The sequence below is a fragment of the Streptomyces sp. NPDC059649 genome, from assembly GCF_042734445.1.
Lineage (GTDB): Bacteria > Actinomycetota > Actinomycetes > Streptomycetales > Streptomycetaceae > Streptomyces.
Map to the genome: position 1 here is coordinate 581,096 of NZ_JBHWDV010000002.1, position 16,693 is coordinate 597,788.

General features: G+C 69.8%; 14 protein-coding genes. 10 read left to right on the plus strand and 4 right to left on the minus strand.

Going from position 1 to position 16,693, the window contains the following annotated elements:
• Nucleotides 1-24: 24 nt before the first annotated feature.
• The 3 genes from ACFV1J_RS05425 to ACFV1J_RS05435 form a co-directional block, all read right to left on the minus strand.
• Nucleotides 25-636, minus strand: coding sequence for a DUF4328 domain-containing protein (locus ACFV1J_RS05425; RefSeq protein WP_385855894.1), 612 nt, complete (start codon nt 634-636; stop codon nt 25-27).
• A 215-nt stretch (nt 637-851) separates the two neighbouring features.
• The gene (locus tag ACFV1J_RS05430; RefSeq protein WP_385855895.1) at nt 852-2,363 is read right to left on the minus strand and encodes a transferase; all 1,512 of its coding nucleotides are present in this window, start codon (nt 2,361-2,363) and stop codon (nt 852-854) included.
• Nucleotides 2,364-2,504: 141 nt separating this feature from the next.
• Nucleotides 2,505-4,964 carry a WD40 repeat domain-containing protein gene (locus tag ACFV1J_RS05435; RefSeq protein WP_385855896.1) on the minus strand — a complete coding sequence of 820 codons (2,460 nt, stop codon included), beginning with the start codon at nt 4,962-4,964 and terminating at the stop codon, nt 2,505-2,507.
• Nucleotides 4,965-5,165: 201 nt separating this feature from the next.
• Here ACFV1J_RS05435 and ACFV1J_RS05440 point away from each other — a divergent pair, with 201 nt between their 5' ends.
• The 8 genes from ACFV1J_RS05440 to ACFV1J_RS05475 all read left to right on the plus strand — a co-directional run bounded on the left by ACFV1J_RS05440 (nt 5,166) and on the right by ACFV1J_RS05475 (nt 13,117).
• Nucleotides 5,166-5,405, plus strand: coding sequence for a hypothetical protein (locus ACFV1J_RS05440; RefSeq protein ID WP_385855897.1), 240 nt, complete (start codon nt 5,166-5,168; stop codon nt 5,403-5,405).
• A gap of 479 nt (nt 5,406-5,884) precedes the next feature.
• Nucleotides 5,885-6,514: a hypothetical protein gene (locus tag ACFV1J_RS05445; RefSeq protein WP_385855898.1), complete on the plus strand. Its 630-nt coding sequence runs from the start codon at nt 5,885-5,887 to the stop codon at nt 6,512-6,514.
• Nucleotides 6,515-6,654: 140 nt separating this feature from the next.
• Nucleotides 6,655-7,398 (plus strand): IPT/TIG domain-containing protein, encoded by a 744-nt coding sequence (locus ACFV1J_RS05450; protein ID WP_385855899.1) that lies wholly within the window; start codon nt 6,655-6,657, stop codon nt 7,396-7,398.
• A gap of 285 nt (nt 7,399-7,683) precedes the next feature.
• Nucleotides 7,684-8,889 carry an IPT/TIG domain-containing protein gene (locus ACFV1J_RS05455; RefSeq protein WP_385855900.1) on the plus strand — a complete coding sequence of 402 codons (1,206 nt, stop codon included), beginning with the start codon at nt 7,684-7,686 and terminating at the stop codon, nt 8,887-8,889.
• Nucleotides 8,890-8,978: 89 nt separating this feature from the next.
• Nucleotides 8,979-10,046, plus strand: coding sequence for a class I SAM-dependent methyltransferase (locus ACFV1J_RS05460; protein ID WP_385855901.1), 1,068 nt, complete (start codon nt 8,979-8,981; stop codon nt 10,044-10,046).
• A gap of 36 nt (nt 10,047-10,082) precedes the next feature.
• Nucleotides 10,083-11,306: a glycosyltransferase gene (locus ACFV1J_RS05465; RefSeq protein WP_385855902.1), complete on the plus strand. Its 1,224-nt coding sequence runs from the start codon at nt 10,083-10,085 to the stop codon at nt 11,304-11,306.
• Nucleotides 11,307-11,654: 348 nt separating this feature from the next.
• Nucleotides 11,655-12,062 (plus strand): hypothetical protein, encoded by a 408-nt coding sequence (locus tag ACFV1J_RS05470; protein WP_385855903.1) that lies wholly within the window; start codon nt 11,655-11,657, stop codon nt 12,060-12,062.
• Nucleotides 12,063-12,472: 410 nt separating this feature from the next.
• Nucleotides 12,473-13,117: an IPT/TIG domain-containing protein gene (locus tag ACFV1J_RS05475; RefSeq protein ID WP_385855904.1), complete on the plus strand. Its 645-nt coding sequence runs from the start codon at nt 12,473-12,475 to the stop codon at nt 13,115-13,117.
• A 109-nt stretch (nt 13,118-13,226) separates the two neighbouring features.
• Here the strand turns inward: ACFV1J_RS05475 and ACFV1J_RS05480 are convergent, their stop codons facing one another.
• Nucleotides 13,227-14,138: a tyrosine-type recombinase/integrase gene (locus tag ACFV1J_RS05480; protein ID WP_385855905.1), complete on the minus strand. Its 912-nt coding sequence runs from the start codon at nt 14,136-14,138 to the stop codon at nt 13,227-13,229.
• 823 nt (nt 14,139-14,961) lie between these two features.
• On the opposite strand from ACFV1J_RS05480, the gene ACFV1J_RS05485 reads away from it, so the two are divergent.
• Complete coding sequence (locus ACFV1J_RS05485; protein ID WP_385855906.1) at nt 14,962-15,279, plus strand: DUF5988 family protein; 318 nt, start codon at nt 14,962-14,964, stop codon at nt 15,277-15,279.
• A gap of 77 nt (nt 15,280-15,356) precedes the next feature.
• A complete protein-coding gene (locus ACFV1J_RS05490) occupies nt 15,357-16,685 on the plus strand; it encodes a beta-ketoacyl synthase N-terminal-like domain-containing protein (protein ID WP_385855908.1) in 1,329 nt (442 codons plus the stop codon).
• Nucleotides 16,686-16,693: the final 8 nt, after the last annotated feature.

Genomic DNA, 16,693 nt, shown 5'->3' on the forward strand with positions numbered 1-16,693 from the left:
GCCCCGTGCGCGCACGGGCGGCCTTCACACGGCGTTCTGTGCAAACCTCTGGGTCTGCCACGCGGTGATCCGCCGGATGATGAGAACCACCAGCACACCGGCGGCCGCATCGAGCACCGTGCTCAGGGTGGACAGTTTCGCGGCGCTCAGCAGACCCTCCTCGGTGATCTCCTCAGAGAGGTAGAACCGCGCGAGGGCCCGGCCGATGATCGTGCTCACCACGAGCGGCGCCCACCAGGCCATGACGAGGCCGGCGGCGGCCGGCCGGCGGGCCGCGCTGGCCCGCCAGATGTCCGACACGACCTGGTACGGAACCCAGAGGTTGGCCACCGGGGTGAACCAGCCGCCCACCACCCAGGCCCGGGAACGACGCTGCGCGGCGGCACCGGCCAACAACTCGGCGTTGAGGCGCGCCCGCCACAACCAGACCAGAAACACCACGCCGGCTGCGATCCAGACCGCGACGGTCGGAAGCGACACCAGCCTCGCGAAGTCGTCGGCCGCTTCGAGGTCCGCGATCGCTGCCGCGCCGGCCTTGTAGTCGTGGACGACCAGGTAGTCGCGCCAGTCGGACACCGAGCCCAAGACCTCGCCCACGAGCACCAGCAGGATCAGTGTCGCTGCGGCGGTGGCCACGCCGGTCACCGTCCTGGACCGCTCCGGACCGGTCGGGCTCGGGCCCGTCGGCGTAGCTTCCTGCGGACCGTCCATGATTCCCCCGAATCCCGCGCAGCCGCTGAACAATCCTTGGGAGCGGGATGCTACTCCGCGGTGCCCGGACACGTCCCCCGTTTCGTATTTCTCGGGGGCGTACCGGGCTGACCGGCTCGCCTCAGCCAGGGGACGGCGCCTCAGAGACCGAAGAGCTGCAGTGCCCGGATCACCAGCCAGGCCAGCAGGGCCGCGGCCACCACCAGCGCGACACCCTTCCACAATGCCGTCTGTGCGGCGATGAGGCCCTTCACGACCAACGTCCGTCTACGCATCCCCACCGACGCCAGCGCGGCCTTCATGGCGCGGATCATCTCGTGCGCGGGCGTGTTCAGGGTCATCGACAGCAGACCGGCCCTTTTCAGGCGGGCCGCGAGGCGGGCGAGCGCGCCTCGTCGGGTCGTGGTGCCGGGGGCGCGTCCCACCGGGTGCACCCGGGGTGTCCCTTCGGAGTCGAAGGTGATGACGGCGGAGATCCAGGTATCGCTCGCGATCACCTCGTTCAGCCGGGACGGCGTGGGCAGCTGCTCGTCCAGCCGCTCGGCCACCTCCGGCCGCCCGCCGGGCACCAGGAGGACCAGCTTCCGGGCCGGCTGAGTGGCGCGGGCCTGCTCGACCTCCCACCACAGTCCTTCGCCGGATCCCAGGCTGAGCACGATGAGTTGGGACAGCTCCATCAGCCGCAGGACCACCGGCTGCCAGTCGTCCGGCGGCAGGTAGACCCGCGCCGCTCCCAGACGCGGCAGCGGCTCGTCGGGTTTGCCCACCGCGATGACCGGGCCGAAGGCGCTCAACGCCCCCGCGAGCTGCTCCTCCCGCGAATGGATGTTGACCGGCACCCCGTCGTCGACCGAGGCCGCCGTGTCGTCGTCGGCGAAGCTGCGCAGGTAGAGCACCGGCTGACGGCCGTCGGCCAGCAGCGCCTGGGCCGCGCCGCGCGCCGAGCGGGGGCGGCAGTAGCGCAGGATCAGAACGCCGGCTCCCAGCGCGGCCAGGCCACCGAGCAGCAGGAACACCTGCGTCTCCAGCGGCATCTTGTAGCCCTGCCGCTCCGACGTCGCGGCTGCGAAGGTGCCCGTCGCGAACAGCCCGTATCCGGCCCAGCTGCCCACCAGGAACACCGGCCGCCGCCACCGTGGTTGATACGGGACGAACCGGCTGACCGCGTCAACGATCTCCGCGGCACCCGACCGGCGACGATGCCGCAGCCAGAGCGCCGGCACAAGAAACACCCCGGCGGGCACCGCCCAGTACAGCGCGGCCGCAGTCGACGAGCTGAGTTCCCGGTCGAGGCCTGCCTGATCCCGTTCGATCTCCGTCGCCAGCCCGGCCACGCGATCGCGTGCCAGGGCAAGCCGGTCCTCCTCGGCGTAGTCGGCGGCCGAGGAGACCGTGGAACGGCTTTCCCCCACCGGGGCGTTCTCGCTGAACCACGCGTCGATCCGTTGGATCTCAGCGCGTGCGGGCATGTCTCCGTCGGCGTAGCGGTCCAGCGCGGCGACGAAGGCGGCGGCCTTCGTGGGGGCCTCGCGGAAGCGGTCACGAGCCTGCAGGTCCAGGCATGCGGTGACCGTCAGGTGCAACGCGATGTAGGCCGTGATGACCGCGATCGCCGTGACCAGCCGGGCCAACGCCCGTAAGCCGGAGGACATCCAACCCCCTTGTTCCGCTTGCCGAGCCGGACCCCGCCGTCAGGCGCGGAGTGCGTCCAGTGGTACCACCTCGGCCCCCGGTCCGCGGCCGGTTTCAGGAACCGCGTACGGCGAAGGAAGGTGTGCGTTCGGCGCGACAGGTCAGCCACTCAATGCCGTCTGTGTCGTGTCCCGTTCGGGGCTCCGGTGGTGCGGGACCGTCCACAGCCGTACCAACCGGTCGTCGGATGCGGTGGCGATCAGGGAGCTGTCCGGTGAGAACGCCACGGCGCGCACGGTGTTGGAGTGGCCGGTGAGCTCGACTCCAAAACCGTCGCCCTCCTCGGTCTGCAGCAACCACACCGAGTGATCGTCGCCGCAGACAGCCAGCCAGGTCTGATCCGGCGAGAAGGCGAGCGCCTTCGGCGCGAGGACCTTCGGTACACGATTGCCCGTGGTCATCGTCCAACTGCGGCTCCGGCTCTGAAGGTTGCACAGCCGTATCCCCTCCATCCACCCACCCAGCGCGAGGATGCGGCCGTCCGGCGAGAGGGCCATGGCGGTGACGGAGGGGCCGGCGCTGAGCAAGGGCTGCAGGCCGTTGCCGGCTGTGGTCAGTTCCCATCCCGCCATGTCCCACATCCAGGCCCTGCTGCCGCCTTCGACGGCGACGAGGATGCCGCCCGGAGAGATCGCCATCGACTCGATCGGGCTTGCGTGGCCGATGAGCGGTTCCCGAACGGCCTTCTGGGTGGCGGGGTCCCAGAAGCGGATCGCGCTGTCGGTTCCGCCGGTCGCCAGCACCTTGCCATCGGGGGAGAACGACGCTGTCCTGATCGAGCCGGTCGGGGCCGGAAGCTCACCAACGAGGTCATGCGTCGCGGTGTCCCACAGCTGAACGGGTCTGCCCGCATGCACCGCGGCCAACAAACGGCTGTCCGGCGAGAAGGCCAAGGACCGGACCATTCCGCCGCGTTGGGTGAGCCGGGCACCGAGGGGCTCGCGAGTGACGGGGTCCCACAGCTGCACGGACCCGTCATCCGCCCCGGTGGCCAGGAGACGGCCGTCCGGCGAGAACACCAACGATCCGACGCTGTGGGGGCATACGAGCGGAGGCAGGGCGATGTGGTGCCCGTGCCGCCGCGCGTGCTGCACCGCGTTCGTGGCCAGCGATTCCTCCGGCTGCGGACGATCGTCTCCGGGAGGACATGGAGTGTGGGGGATCGGCGGGCGGGAGGCTGCCGGGAGGGCCACGGCGCCCTTGCCGCGGAGCGCCTTAGCAAGGAGTTCCACGGTGAAGTTCCTCAGCTGGACGTCTCCGTCGGCCCCTGCCGTGGCGAGGAAGGTGCCGTCGGGTGAGAAACCGACCGCGAAGATCGGGCCCTCGTGCAGCTCCGCGACGAACGGCCCCGTATCGCGCTCCTGATCCCACACCCGCAGCGTGCCATCATGACTTCCCGCCGCCACCAGGCGTGCTCTCCCGGGCAGCATCGCCACCGCGTACACGGCGCTGCCGGGAGGACTCAGGACCACCTGCCCGGTGTCCTTCTCCCCGGTGTCTCTCACGTACACCACGCCGCTCGCGTGCCCCACAGCGAGGGTGAACACATGGCTGGCCATCGCGAAGACCGGTCCGTACCCCTCCAGGAATGCTGTGGGCTCACCCGAGTCCTTGCTCCACCACTTCACCAGGCCATGGGCGTCGCCGACCGCAAGATCGGAGCCGGGAGTTGCCATGGCGATCATCGGGGTGCCGTGACCGTCGAGTGGCTCTCCGAACGGCTCCAGCGAGTAGGTGAGCCACTGCCGTATGGTGCCGTCGGCGCCGGCCGCGACCACATGGCTCCCGTTGTCGCGGAACGTCACGGCGTGCACAGGACCGTCGTGGCCCGTCAGAGGATCGCCGACCGGCTCCCGCGAGTAGGTGTCCCACAGGCGCACCGTGCCGTCAGCGCCGCAGGTGGCCATGTACCGGCCGTCCCGCGAGAACTCCACCCCGTAGACCGGCCCCACATGTCCGGTGAGCGGGGCGCCGAGAGGTGTTGCCTCGCCGCCGCTCCGCGCGCTGGGGGTCTCCCAGAGCTGGATCGCCCCGTCAGCACCGCCGGCCGCCAACCAGCGCCCGTCCGGGGAGAAAGCCAGGCAGTAGACAGCGCGGCTGCCGTCCACCACAGGCAGGCCGTACTTGTCGCGCATACGGAGAGGGGGAGCGGGCGTCGAGGGCCCTCCTCCAGGCCCCCGGTCCTCGGAAGAGACCGGCGTGAGCGCGGCGGTACTCCGGCGCCTCGACTGCAGGGCCGTCGCAGCGGTCCATTGCGCGCGCCATGCGTCCAGCTCCGGTGCTCTGCGGTCGGGCGCAGGACATTCTTCGCCGTACTGGTCCCAGGACATCAGGGTGCGCACGAGGAGGATGAGGGTGTCGATGCTGACGTGCTTGCCGTTGAAGGCGGCGCTCTGGGTGCCGATCGGTAACGAGACCTGTGTGCCGAACAGCTGCTTCGCCCGCGCCTCGATCATGCGCAGCGAGGGTTTGCCCCGCTGCACCTTCAACCGGGTCAAACGCTGTGCCAAATCCGCCAGTGCGTCTTCGTAGCTGCCTTCGGCCACGTGCTGGTCGACCACGTTCTGCTCCCCGTTGCGTCCTGGAAGAGCAGGTTAGGGCTCGACCGACGGAACGGGCGCGAACTTTCCTGAACAAGCCTGAACGCGAGAGCGTTCGACTGAACACGGCCGTCCCTGAACGGTTGTACCGCGCTGCTCAGCGCTTTCCGGGTTCGTTCGGTCGACGCAGGTCACGGCGCCGCTCGGAGCCAGAGTGGAGGCATGTCGAACGCGAACAACTCCCCGTCCTTCCACGCGCCTTCCTCCGACCGGATCGGGTCCGAGCCCGAGGCGCCGTTCTTGTCCCTGCACACCGCCGTCGTGCTGTTGATCTCCGTCGTCATCGGGATCGTCGTCGGCTGTCTGACGGCTCTCGCCGGAACGCCGGTCCCGGCAGCCGTAGTTGCTGGCATGGCGGCGGCCGGTGCCGCCATCCCGGTCCTGCGCTCCCTCATCCGGTGACGGCGCGGCCGGCGAGAGGGAGGGAGGCATGGGTCTGCTCCTCGTCCGTCGAGGAGCAGACCCACGCGAGGGACCGGTGGCCGGAACTACTGGGCTCCGCAAGAGCCCGCTCACCTCACGCGCCGGGCCACGCAACCTTCGCGCGCGGCCATTCGGATGACGCGCCTCCGGAGACATTGCCCCTCTCATCACCCTGGTGGGTTACTTGGGGCGTCCAATCCGGTGAGCCGCCCATCTTCTCCGGGGGAGCAAGTGACGGCGGTCTCTGTCCGCTTCCCGGTTTGGAGCCCAGCCCCGCACCGGTCCTACGACGGCGATGCCTTCCTTCCAGGTTCCCTCGGTAGAGGACCTGCCTCGTCCGCCCGCGCTGCTGCTCAGCAGGGTGGGAGCAGCGGCTTGCATGACCGCTTGGGGGCATCATGCCAACTGCCCGTGTTCTCCGGTCGGCGCTCGTGGTCTGTTCTCTGACAGCGGGCCTGATGGCAGTACCGGCCACCGCCCATGCCCAGATCCCTGTGCTGTGCAGCGAAAACTCGCTGGTGGCCGCCGTCAATGCGGCGAACGCGGCAGGCGGAGAGACCCTGGCCCTGACTCCGTTCTGCACGTACTCGCTCACCACTGCTCATGGCAGTGCGTCGGACGGGCCGGTCGGGCTGCCACCCATCACCACCCCGATCACCATGGCGGGGCTGGGCACGGTCATTGCCCGTGACCCGTCAGCACCGGCCTTCCGCGTGCTCGAAGTCCAGGGCAACGCGAACGTTCCGGGAACCAACGGCCAGCTCACCCTGGCCGCGATCACCGTCCGGGGCGGCAAGGCGCAAGTTCCCCACCCCGGGGGCGGCATCGCCGACCGGGGCGGTGCGGTGACCCTGGTGTCCAGCTCGGTCACCGGCAACAGCGCCGTGGCCGGCGGCGGCATCTACGTCGACAACGGGGTGGTGTCCCTGACGGCGAGCAGCGTCACCGAGAACTCCGCCACCGCCACTGCCGCCGGGGGCGGCATCTACCGCAACTCCGGCGCGGTGAGCCTGCTGGTCAGCGACGTCAGCCGGAACACGCCGAACAACTGCGCCCCCGCGGGGACCGTCCCGGGCTGCGCGGACTGACGGCACAGCCGGACGACACCAACGGACGGCCGGACGATCCCACCGGCTCGCCGCGGCATCGGGCGCGCGCACCGCGGTGCACCGCAGAGCGCCCGGTCCGCGACCCATCCACACGTTCCTCATGAAGAGAAGAGGCAACCATGCCCATCACACCCAACCAAGGCTCCACCGGCGGCGGGACAGTCGTCACCATCACCGGTACCAACCTCGCCGGCGCCACCGCGGTCCACTTCGGCACCAAGCTGGGCACGATCACGGCCAACACCGCCACCTCGGTCACGGTGACCTCACCCTCCGGCACGGGAACGGTCGATGTCACGGTGACCACCCCCGGCGGTACCAGCAACCCGTTACCGTTCTTCTACGTGGGCGCGCCGTTCAAGTCGACCCTGAGTCCGACCTCCGGCCCCACCGCGGGCGGCGGTACGGTCACCATCCTTGGCACCGGGCTCTCCACGGCCACCTCCGTGGCCTTCGGCGCGGCCTCCGCCGTGCCGACCGTGGTCAACGACAGCCAGCTCACCGTCACCGTGCCGGCCGGGGCGGCGGCCGGGCCGGTCGGCGTCAGCGTGACCACTGCCGGCGGCACCAACAACGGGCTGTCTTACACCTACGTCGACACCCCCACCATCGCGTCCCTGACGCCCGTGGCCGGACCGACCTCCGGCGGGACCGGAGTGACCATCACCGGCACGCAGTTGACCACCACACAGTCGGTCTCCTTCGGTGGCGCGCTGGCGCCGTTCGACGTCATCAACGACACCACCATTTCGGCCGTCACCCCGCCCGGCACCGCCGGCGCCGTGGACGTGTCGGTGGTCACCACAGGCGGAGCAGCAACCGCTGCGGGCGCCTTCACCTACACCGCAGGGCCCGGTATCTGACGTACGGGTCGCTGAGCCTGGTCCCTCCCGGCCAGGCGCGCGGGGGCCTGCCCGGATGCCCCCCAACCCCCACCGGGCAGGCCCCCGCGCATTCCCCTTCCGGCAGACACCGGACCGACCTTCCTCCGCCGGTCCGGCGCCCGCACACCGTCCCGTCCTTCCGAAGGAGCGGCCCCCTTGAACGCATCCCGACACCTGTCGAAGGGGCCGTCCGCCCTGTCCGTGCCCCCGCCCACTGTCCTCTCCCTCTCACCCGCCTCAGGATCCCTCGGGGGAGGGACGAGCGTGACGGTGACCGGCGCGAACTTCACCAGCGCCACCCAAGTGCGTTTCGGGGCGAACCCGGCGACCTCCTTCACGGTCAACTCCGACACCCGGATCACCGCCGTCGCACCCGCCGGGACCGGAACGGTGCAGGTGACCGTCACCACTCCCGCAGGCATCAGCTCCGAGTTCGTCACGTACGCGTACACGTCGGTGTCCCTGCCGGTATTGAGTTCCGTGGCGCCGTCGTCCGGTCCGCCCGCGGGCGGGACGACGGTGACGCTGAGGGGATCGGGCCTGTCCGGTACGACGGTGGTGCGGTTCGGCGCGACGGTTGCGCCCTCCTTCACGGTGGTCTCCGACACACAGGTCACGGCTGTGGCCCCGGCGGGTTCGGGGACGGTGCAGATCACGGTGACCACGCCCGGGGGGACGAGCAACGGGGTGGCGTACGCGTATGCGTCGGTGCCCGTGGTGAGCAGTGTGAGCCCCCAGCAGGGCCCGGTTTTCGGCGGGAACACCGTGATCCTGACCGGCAGCAACTTCTCCGGAGCGACCGCGGTCAGCTTCGGCTCGACAGCGGCCACCAGCTTCACGGTCGACTCGCCGACCCGGATCAGCGCGGTGGCGCCGGCCGGCGCGGCCGGAGCGGCCCAGGTCGTCGTCACCGGCCCCGGCGGAACGAGTTCCCCGGGCGTCCCGTACTTCTACCTCGACGCGCCGGTTCTCAGCAGCGTCACACCGGGGTCAGGCCCTGTGGCCGGCGGCACCGGCGTCACATTGACGGGCAGTCACTTCCTCGGCGCGACGGCGGTCCGCTTCGGTGCGACGCCGGCGGCCTCCTTCACGGTCGTCTCGGACACCCGGATCACCGCTGTCGCGCCGCCCTCCACTGCCGGTGCGGTCCAGGTGACCGTCACCACTCCTGGCGGGACCGGCGGAGGTCTCAGCTACCTCTACCTCGCGGCGCCCGTACTGACGGCGCTGAGCCCGGCGGCGGGGCCGGTATCCGGTGGTGACACCGTCACGCTGACCGGGAGCGGGCTCGCGGGGACCACATCGGTCCAATTCGGCACCAGGACCGCCGCGTTCACCGTGGTTTCGGACACCGCCCTCACCGCCGTGGCCCCGCCCGGACCAGCAGGCCCGGTCGGCATCACCGTCACCACCCCCGGCGGTACCAGCAACGCCCTGACGTATTCCCGCGTACTTCCCCCCACCATCTGAGCCCGAGAGGGGCCTGCTCTCCGCCGCCAGGACTGCGGACCGGCCCCCGTCCCACCACAGCCGTCGGCACGCCATGCAAGAGGTGACCCATGAGGAAGAAGAACAAGCGCAGCGAAAGGGTCGCCGCCCTCAGGGCCGGCTACCAGAACGACCTGGCGCAGGGGGTGGAGCGGTTCTTCGAGCCCCGCAGCACCGCGTGTCCCTGGTGCACCTCCACCCTCCTGCGCCGGCGCCTGCGCACCACCGACCACCTCCAGCGCAAACCGGGGACCTTCGTACTCGATCAGTGCGACAGCTGCGGGCACGTCTTCCAGAACCCCAGACTCAACGCGGCGGGACTGGAGTTCTACTACCGTGACTGTTACGACGGCCTGGGACAGGCGACGATGGCGCGACTGGCCTCCTCACCCCTCGCGACCAGGCTCTACCGGGCCCGTGCCCGCGCACTGCTGCCGCACGGCCGCCCGGCACTGTGGCTGGATGTGGGAACCGGCCAAGGCCACTTCTGCGTCACGGCCCAAAGGGTTCATCCGGACACCGAGTTCCACGGGCTCGACCGGGGCGAGGGTGTGGAGAGCGCCGAACGCGAGGGCCGCATCGCCACGGCCTACCGAGGCTCCTTCACCGAACTGAGCCACCGGCTCACCGGACGGTACGACGTGGTGAGCATGTGCCACTACCTCGAACACACTCCGGCGCCGCGCACCGAACTGGCCGCCGCACATCGAGTGCTCCGCGCAGGCGGACATCTCCTGATCGAGGTCCCCGATCCCCAGTCACTCTCCGCCCGTCTGCTCGGCCGCTGGTGGGGCCCCTGGCTGCAGCCACAGCACCTGCACCTCCTGCCGATGTCGAACCTCTGCGAGGCGCTGACCGAGCGCGGTTTCACGGTGGTGGCCGCCGACCGGCGCGAGCCCCACGTACCCACCGACCTCGTCTCCGCGGCGGCCAACCTGTTCAAGTCCGTACTGCCGCACGAGGATCTGCCCTGGATGCCCAGGAAGCCGGGCCCGCTCAGACGCTGGTCCCGCAGGCTGTTGCTGCTGCAGAACGTACCCAACCTGGTCGCGCTTTTCGCAGTGGACCTCCTGCTGTCGCCGCTCATCCGCCGCACCCGGCTGTCCAACGCCTACCGGGTGATCGCACGCCGTAACTGAGCAGGCCAACACGCCTGCCAATGAAGGGAGTTGGCGATGCGTGTGCTCATCGCTTCCGCGGGTTCGCACGGGGACGTCGCCCCGTACACCGGCCTGGGAACCCGTCTGATGACCGCCGGCCACGAGGTGGTGGTGGCGACGCACGAGCGCTCCGCCGCACTGATCCGCCGCTGTGGTCTCGGCTTTCTCCCCCTGCCGCTCGACCAGGGTGCGACCACCGGCCCCGGCGCGCGGCACTCACCGGCGACGGCCCGCCTCTCCGTGACCGAGCAGTTCCGTGTGGTGCGGGATCTGGGGCCGGTGATGGCCGAGGCACTGGCGGATGCCTGTGCCTCCGGTGCGGACATCCTGCTGTTCTCCAGTGCCCTGGCTCCCTTGGCGCTGGTGGCCGCGGCCGGAGTGGGGCTGCCCAGCAGCGGGGTCTTCCTGCAACCACTGGCTCCCACACGGGAGTTCCCGCCCGTGGTTTCGGGTCTTCCGTCGTTGGGACCGGTGGGCAACCGGGCCGCGGGCCACTGCGCCCAGTCGTTACTGATCCACCTCTACGCTCCGGCGGTGCGCCATCTGCGGCGACGGCTGCATGTGACGGCGCACGCCGTCCGGCGGAGGCGGGCGGCCTCACCCGTGTACCACGGTTTCAGTCCCAGGGTCGTTCCCAGGCCTGCCGACTGGCGGCCGGGCATGGACGTGGTGGGGTACTGGTGGCCGGCGGAGGAGCCTGACTGGACGCCGGATCCGCAACTGGTCGACTTCCTGCGGTCCGGCCCGCCGCCGGTCTATGTGGGCTTCGGCAGCATGAACCTCGGGGACGCGGAAGGCTTCGGGAGTCTGGTGGCACGCGCCTTGCGGCTCGCCGGGGTACGCGGCGTGGTACAGGCGGGACAGGCCGCCCTGTCCCTCCACAGCGACGATGTGCTGACGATCGGCCAGGTACCGCACGCAGAGCTGTTTCCGCAGGTCGCCGCGGTGATACACCACGCGGGAGCAGGCACCACGGCGGCCGGTCTGCGGGCCGGGGTGCCCGCGGTGCCGGTACCCGTGATGCTGGACCAGCCGTTCTGGGCGTCCCGCCTGACGGCTCTCGGGGTGAGTCCCGGTGCGCTGCCGCTGCGGCGACTCTCCGCGGAGCGGCTGGCGGAGGCCGTGCGGCACGCGGTGCGCGATCCCCGATACCGTCACCGCGCGCAGCGCCTCTCCGCGCTGATCGCGGCGGAGGACGGCGCCGGACAGGTCCTGGCGGCCGTCGAGCGCGGCAGGTGAACCACGAGGGACCCAGCTGTCCCAACAGAACGCTGCCGCAACACAGTTGGCCCAGTCACCGACTCGCTTCTTCGGCGTTACGGCTTACGCCAAACGGGTGCCTTGTGGTCAATTCCGGTTACCTGGCCCCACCCTGCGTTGGTTTACTGGCTCCATCCGAACCGGCGGGCCGCCCATCCCTTCCCGGGAAGTCGGCGTTCTGACGCCCGCCCGCTCGCGCTCCCAACAGGCAAGCCATTGGCGGCTGTTGCCGGCATTCCCACAGGCCCCCTTGGAAGGGACCCGGTGTTCCTCCGGAACCGATCCTCCTTGCCGCTCGGCGAGGACGAAACCTGTAGGGAGTTTCCCATGAACCGTGTCCGTATCGCTGCCGCCACCGGCACGTCCGCCGTCGCGATAGCTCTTGCCCTGGGCTTCGCGCCCCTCGCTTCCGCGGCGCCCGCCAAGGCCGCCGTATCGGCCTGCGTGACCGACCTTCAGGCCGCCCAGAACTCCAACAACGCGGCCATCGCGGCGGACCAGGCAAACAACACCGCCGCTGCCCGCAACCACAACCTGTCCACCGCGACCTCGCTGCTCTCCGCCGCGGTCGACTGCATGGGTCAGCCTTCGAGCGTGACGGCCAACGTCCTCACCGCCACGACCAGCAACGTCGCCGCGACGGTGTTCAACCTGCTGGGGGCTTCGGCTGCCGCCCTGGACTCGGAGCAGTCGACGGCCGCGGCCATCACCAGCGCGCTGGCCAACGCAAGCTGACGGCTCCGTAGACAGGTGGGGGTCCGGGCCGCACGCCCGGGCCCCCACCGCCTTTTCCCCTCGCGTTGTCATTGCGCGGGAATGCGCGCTGCGCTGAACGAGTGGCCCGGAGTCAAGGCCATTGTCCGGCGGCAAACCCTTCTGGGTTACTGGTGAGGCCTGTCGGTGGGCCGTCCATCCCCCTCGGGCTTCAGTGGTCGGTCCGCCCGCCCCCCTGTGCGCAGGGCTGTGAAGGAAGCCGACGGCATGACGGCCCTCGCTTTTCGCATCTGTGAGCAGGCCCTGTGCGCGCTGTCGGTGTTCTCCTCCGGTACGGCCGGCTGCTGCCACTGCTCGGACCCCTGGCTCGCGAACCACATCGTCGCGAGCCGATCCGGGCGACACACCCCGCAGACAGCAGGAGGACTTCCATGTGCGATTGCACGAACCAACCGAATCCGCAGGCGGCCGTGGCGCAACTCCAGGCTCCCCAGCTCCCGCAGCTGCCCCAGTTGCCCCAGCTTCCGCAGCTGCCCCAGCTCTCGCAGCTCGGCCCGGCTCTGATCGCCCTGCTGCCCAACTCGGGGCCTGACACCGGTGGCAACACGGTGACGCTGTTCGGACTGGGTCTGGCCGGGACCACCAGCGTGCTGTTCGGGGACTCGCCGGCGACCATCACCGGGCAGGACCCCTTCGGGCTGACCGTCACGGTGCAGGCCCCGCCGAACGACGCGGGTGCCGTGCAGGTCACCGCCACCAACGCCGTGGGCACCACCAACCCGGTGACCTATGTCTACGTGACGCCGCCCCCGCCGCCCGAACCGCAGGCGTTCTCGATCATCCCCAACTCCGGCCCGATCGGGGGCAGCACCCCGTTCGCCCTCATCGGCTCCGGTCTGCAGAACGCGACCGTGACCTTCGGGGACACTCCCGCGACGGTCCTGGGCACCGACCCCTCCGGCTCGCTGCTGTTCGGCTTCACTCCGCCCGGGCCCGACGGCGGCGGCAACGTTCCGGTCGAGGTGACCACCCCGGGAGGCAGCGCCACTGTCCCCGGAGGGTTCACCTACCTGTGAGGCAGGGCATCTCCTGAGGCATCCGCCCAGGGCGTGATGTCCTCGTCGTTCGGCCCCCGTTCCCTCAGGGACGGGGGCCGGACCGCTGCCGGGGCACCACGGGGTCGCCCTAGCGCACGGGGCTGGTGCTCGGCGGGAGGTAGCGCCGGACCTCGTCCTGCGGAGGACGCCCGGCGACGTCGTACAACTCGGACATCGACATCCCGGCATCCGCCATCCACGTCAGCCCGGTGGGCCGCAGGTCGTTGCGCAGCAGGAACTCGTGCCCCAGCTCCACGACGACCTCGTCCCAACGGGTCGCCTCCCTCAGCAGCGGGGTGGAAAAGCGGCCGCCGGACGGTTCGGTGAACAGCCGGGTCTGCGGTGCCTGGCGTGCCGCCTGCAACCGCCGGGCCAGCAGTATCCGTGCCGCGGGACGCAGCGGCACCGCTCGCCGGCTCCGGTTCCGGCACGGGCAGTCGGTCAGCCCGTCCGGCACGAAGACGGTGTGCCGGCACAGGTGCCAGGTCCAGGTCACCGGGTCGATGTCCTGGGCACGCAGGGCGGATACCTCACTGAAGCGGGTGCCTGTCCAGGCCGTGAAGCGCACGATGTCCCCCCAGCCCTGGTAGCCGTCCGAGGACTGCTGGACGAGCCTGGCCGCCAGGCGGTCGAGCGCCGCCGGGTCGGGCAGCGCCAGCGACCGCGGCGTCATGCGCTCGCGCTGGGCGCGCTGGTACTCCTGCTGCCAGCCGGCGAGACGCGCGGGATTGGCGTCCAGGACGCCGTCGTGCACGGCCTGTTCGAGGACCCGCACCAGCACGGCCAGGCTGTTCTTCACCGTCGACAGCCCGTACTCGTCCGCGATCCAGCAGTGCAGCGCCCGGTTGACGTCCCGCCGGGTCATCTGTCGTACGGGGACGTGCCCCAGGGTCGGGAGGACACGCAGCCGCCAGCCGGCCTCGTACGGACACATCGTCAGGGGCTCCAGCCCGTGCATCGCTGCGGTCCACCGATATCCGCCGTACTCGGCGAGTGACATCGTGCTGCTGTCGGCCGTTCGGGAAGACCGCGGCGAGAAAACAATCGTCATTCTCCAATTGCCCTTGTCTGATGGGGGAGTTGTCGGCCGTGCTGAGAGATGGCGGAAATTATTCGTACACGGTGAAGGTGACGTCCGGCCGTGGGTACTTCAGAAAAATGTGCTAAGTCCCCCGTCACGGGTCGGCGGGCATACCTACCGCCTGATTAACGTCCTGAGGCAACCGACTTCGTAGTGTCCGAGCTTCCTGTGTGCGAATCCGGAGCGGCGAGTTGGCGGTGCCAATAGGTCATCTTTTCACCGCAGAACTGGCGGAGGCATGGCGGTGCTACATCGGTCATGAGTGAATTAAAAGCACTCCCCAATGCCGGTGCGCAAGTTGGTCGGTGCGAATTCGAGGTCTTTCGCGCTGCTCCGAATGGGTGGCCTTATCGGTTGACTGTTGTAGCCCGCCCTGAGTGCATGGATAACTATTTGCATCCAACCGGTGGGCCGCCCACCCTCTCCGGGGAGCGGCTCCGGCCTACTCGTTGGCCCGGCCCAGTGCCTGGTTACGGGTCAGACCGTTGCCGTATGGGCGTCCCCGGCGGAGGGTCTTGGATCCGTCAGCCGGCGCCGATTTTCGGCGCCGGCTGATCGGCCCCCCACCGCCGAGCGAGGGGCGCCATGCGATCGACTTCCGTGTGGTGACCGTCCCCACGGCCACCACGAGCACAGCGGCCATCGCCTTCGCCGCTGTCCAACGGTCACTCACCGGCGCAGCCCCGCCGGTCATACGACAGGCACGGCCTTCGTCGCCCCTCCGGCAGGTGCCGCCCTCGCGGTGACCTCCGCGCAGGTTCCCCCACCGCATCTCTGCATCAGCCGTCGGCCGCCATCGGCCGGAAATCCGGCTGCGAACCAGAACACCTGCGAAAGAACCCCGGAGTGGACCATGCCACGGAAAAGCATCGTGATTCTCGTTGACGAGCCCGGGGGAACGGCCCTTCCCCAGAACTCGCGTGAAGAAATCCGGGATCCGGTACGGCTCGTGCGCGGCAGCGGCTACGAGCGTTTCGAATTCTACGGCGAATACGCGGAACTGGACGGCGAACAAGTGCCCGTATATCGCTGGCACTACCGCACGTCCATTGCCGAGTAGGCAACGCGTGCCCCGAGGAAGAAACCAGTTCACTGAGGACGGCACCTGACGATCCTCGTGAGGGACGGAGTCCTGCCATGAAACCAGCCGTGTACCCCGAGGACCAGGACACCGGCCGCCGCGCCGTGGTGACCGGTGTCGGGTTCTGCCTGCCCGGCCCGACGAAGCCTGTCTTCACCGCCGAAGAGGCCTGGGACGTCGCCGCAAACGGCCGGTCGTGCCTTCAGTACGACGAGGTCTACTACGGTTCCGTCGGCCTGACCCAGGAAATGTTTGACGAACATTTCCCGGACCTTCCCCCGTTCTTCTCCCGGCACTACACACCGGCACATCACTACGGGATGCTCTCGCTGGCACATGCCTGCGACAACGCCGGACTGAATTTCCGGGACGGCGAACTCGGCAATGCCGCAATCCTCGTCGGACGCGGGGGAGTCGACGCCAACATCGACAGTTATCTGTCGGTGCTCCGCGCCGACCCCGCGACGACCACCGCACCGGAAGCCATGGAACTGTTCGTCGCGGCCCAACAGGCGGTGACCCCCTCGGACGTGGCACTGGTCCAGTCCGCGCTCGTCCGCTCCAACGGCCCCACCTACACCGTCTCGTGCGGTTGCGCCTCGTCCGCCGTACAGATCGGCAACGCCCGGCAGATGATCACCCGGGGTGAGGTCGACATCGCCGTCGTCACCGGCGTCGACGTCTTCAACATGCACCTCATCCAGAACATCCAACGGCTGCTGCACGGCGCCCAGCAGACCTACGAGGACGTACGGACGCCGGGCATGCCCGAGCTGGTGCCGTCCTTTCTCTCCCTCATGCGCCCCTACGACCGCCGGGCGAGTTGCATCAACCACGGCGAGGGGTCGGCCACCATCATCATGGAGAGCTGGGACCACGCGGCCCGACGCGGTGCGCACATCTACGGCCAGGTGCTCTCCACCGCCATGACCCGGGACGGCCTGGCCAACCCGCTCGCCTGCGACGAGACCGGCAGCGAACTGGTCACCGCCGTCCGCCGCTGCCTCGGCGACCGGTGGGACCTGGGCAACGTGCCGTACGTCCACGGCGGCAGCGACGGCAACCTCGTCGTCACCGCCTTCGAGTCCGCCGCCATCAGGGAGTTGTACGGGGACGACATGCCCCTCATGACGTCGCAGGAGGGCTGCTTCGGCCACAACGGCGCCCCGGCGGGCTGCGCGGGGGTCGCCCTGACGCTGATGATGATCGAGCGAGGGCAGGTCTGCCCCACCGCCAACTGCGAGGAACCCGCCGACGGGCTGCCCTTCGACCCCGTCCCCGGGACCCGGCCCCGCCCGCTCGACCTCGATTACGCGCTGACCTTCAACTACCAGGTCGGCGGGGTCAAGAACGCCATCCTCCTCGGCAGCACCCAGGTCGTGTGACCGCGGAC

What these genes read in the sequence shown, in the direction of transcription:
- ACFV1J_RS05470 (WP_385855903.1), top strand. Translation starts at nt 11,655, where the DNA reads ATGAACCGTGTCCGTATCGCTGCCGCCACCGGCACGTCCGCCGTCGCG.
- ACFV1J_RS05480 (WP_385855905.1), bottom strand. Translation starts at nt 14,138, where the DNA reads ATGTCACTCGCCGAGTACGGCGGATATCGGTGGACCGCAGCGATGCAC.
- ACFV1J_RS05475 (WP_385855904.1), top strand. Translation starts at nt 12,473, where the DNA reads ATGTGCGATTGCACGAACCAACCGAATCCGCAGGCGGCCGTGGCGCAA.
- ACFV1J_RS05490 (WP_385855908.1), top strand. Translation starts at nt 15,357, where the DNA reads ATGAAACCAGCCGTGTACCCCGAGGACCAGGACACCGGCCGCCGCGCC.
- ACFV1J_RS05460 (WP_385855901.1), top strand. Translation starts at nt 8,979, where the DNA reads ATGAGGAAGAAGAACAAGCGCAGCGAAAGGGTCGCCGCCCTCAGGGCC.
- ACFV1J_RS05445 (WP_385855898.1), top strand. Translation starts at nt 5,885, where the DNA reads ATGGCAGTACCGGCCACCGCCCATGCCCAGATCCCTGTGCTGTGCAGC.
- ACFV1J_RS05450 (WP_385855899.1), top strand. Translation starts at nt 6,655, where the DNA reads ATGCCCATCACACCCAACCAAGGCTCCACCGGCGGCGGGACAGTCGTC.
- ACFV1J_RS05465 (WP_385855902.1), top strand. Translation starts at nt 10,083, where the DNA reads ATGCGTGTGCTCATCGCTTCCGCGGGTTCGCACGGGGACGTCGCCCCG.
- ACFV1J_RS05430 (WP_385855895.1), bottom strand. Translation starts at nt 2,363, where the DNA reads ATGTCCTCCGGCTTACGGGCGTTGGCCCGGCTGGTCACGGCGATCGCG.
- ACFV1J_RS05440 (WP_385855897.1), top strand. Translation starts at nt 5,166, where the DNA reads ATGTCGAACGCGAACAACTCCCCGTCCTTCCACGCGCCTTCCTCCGAC.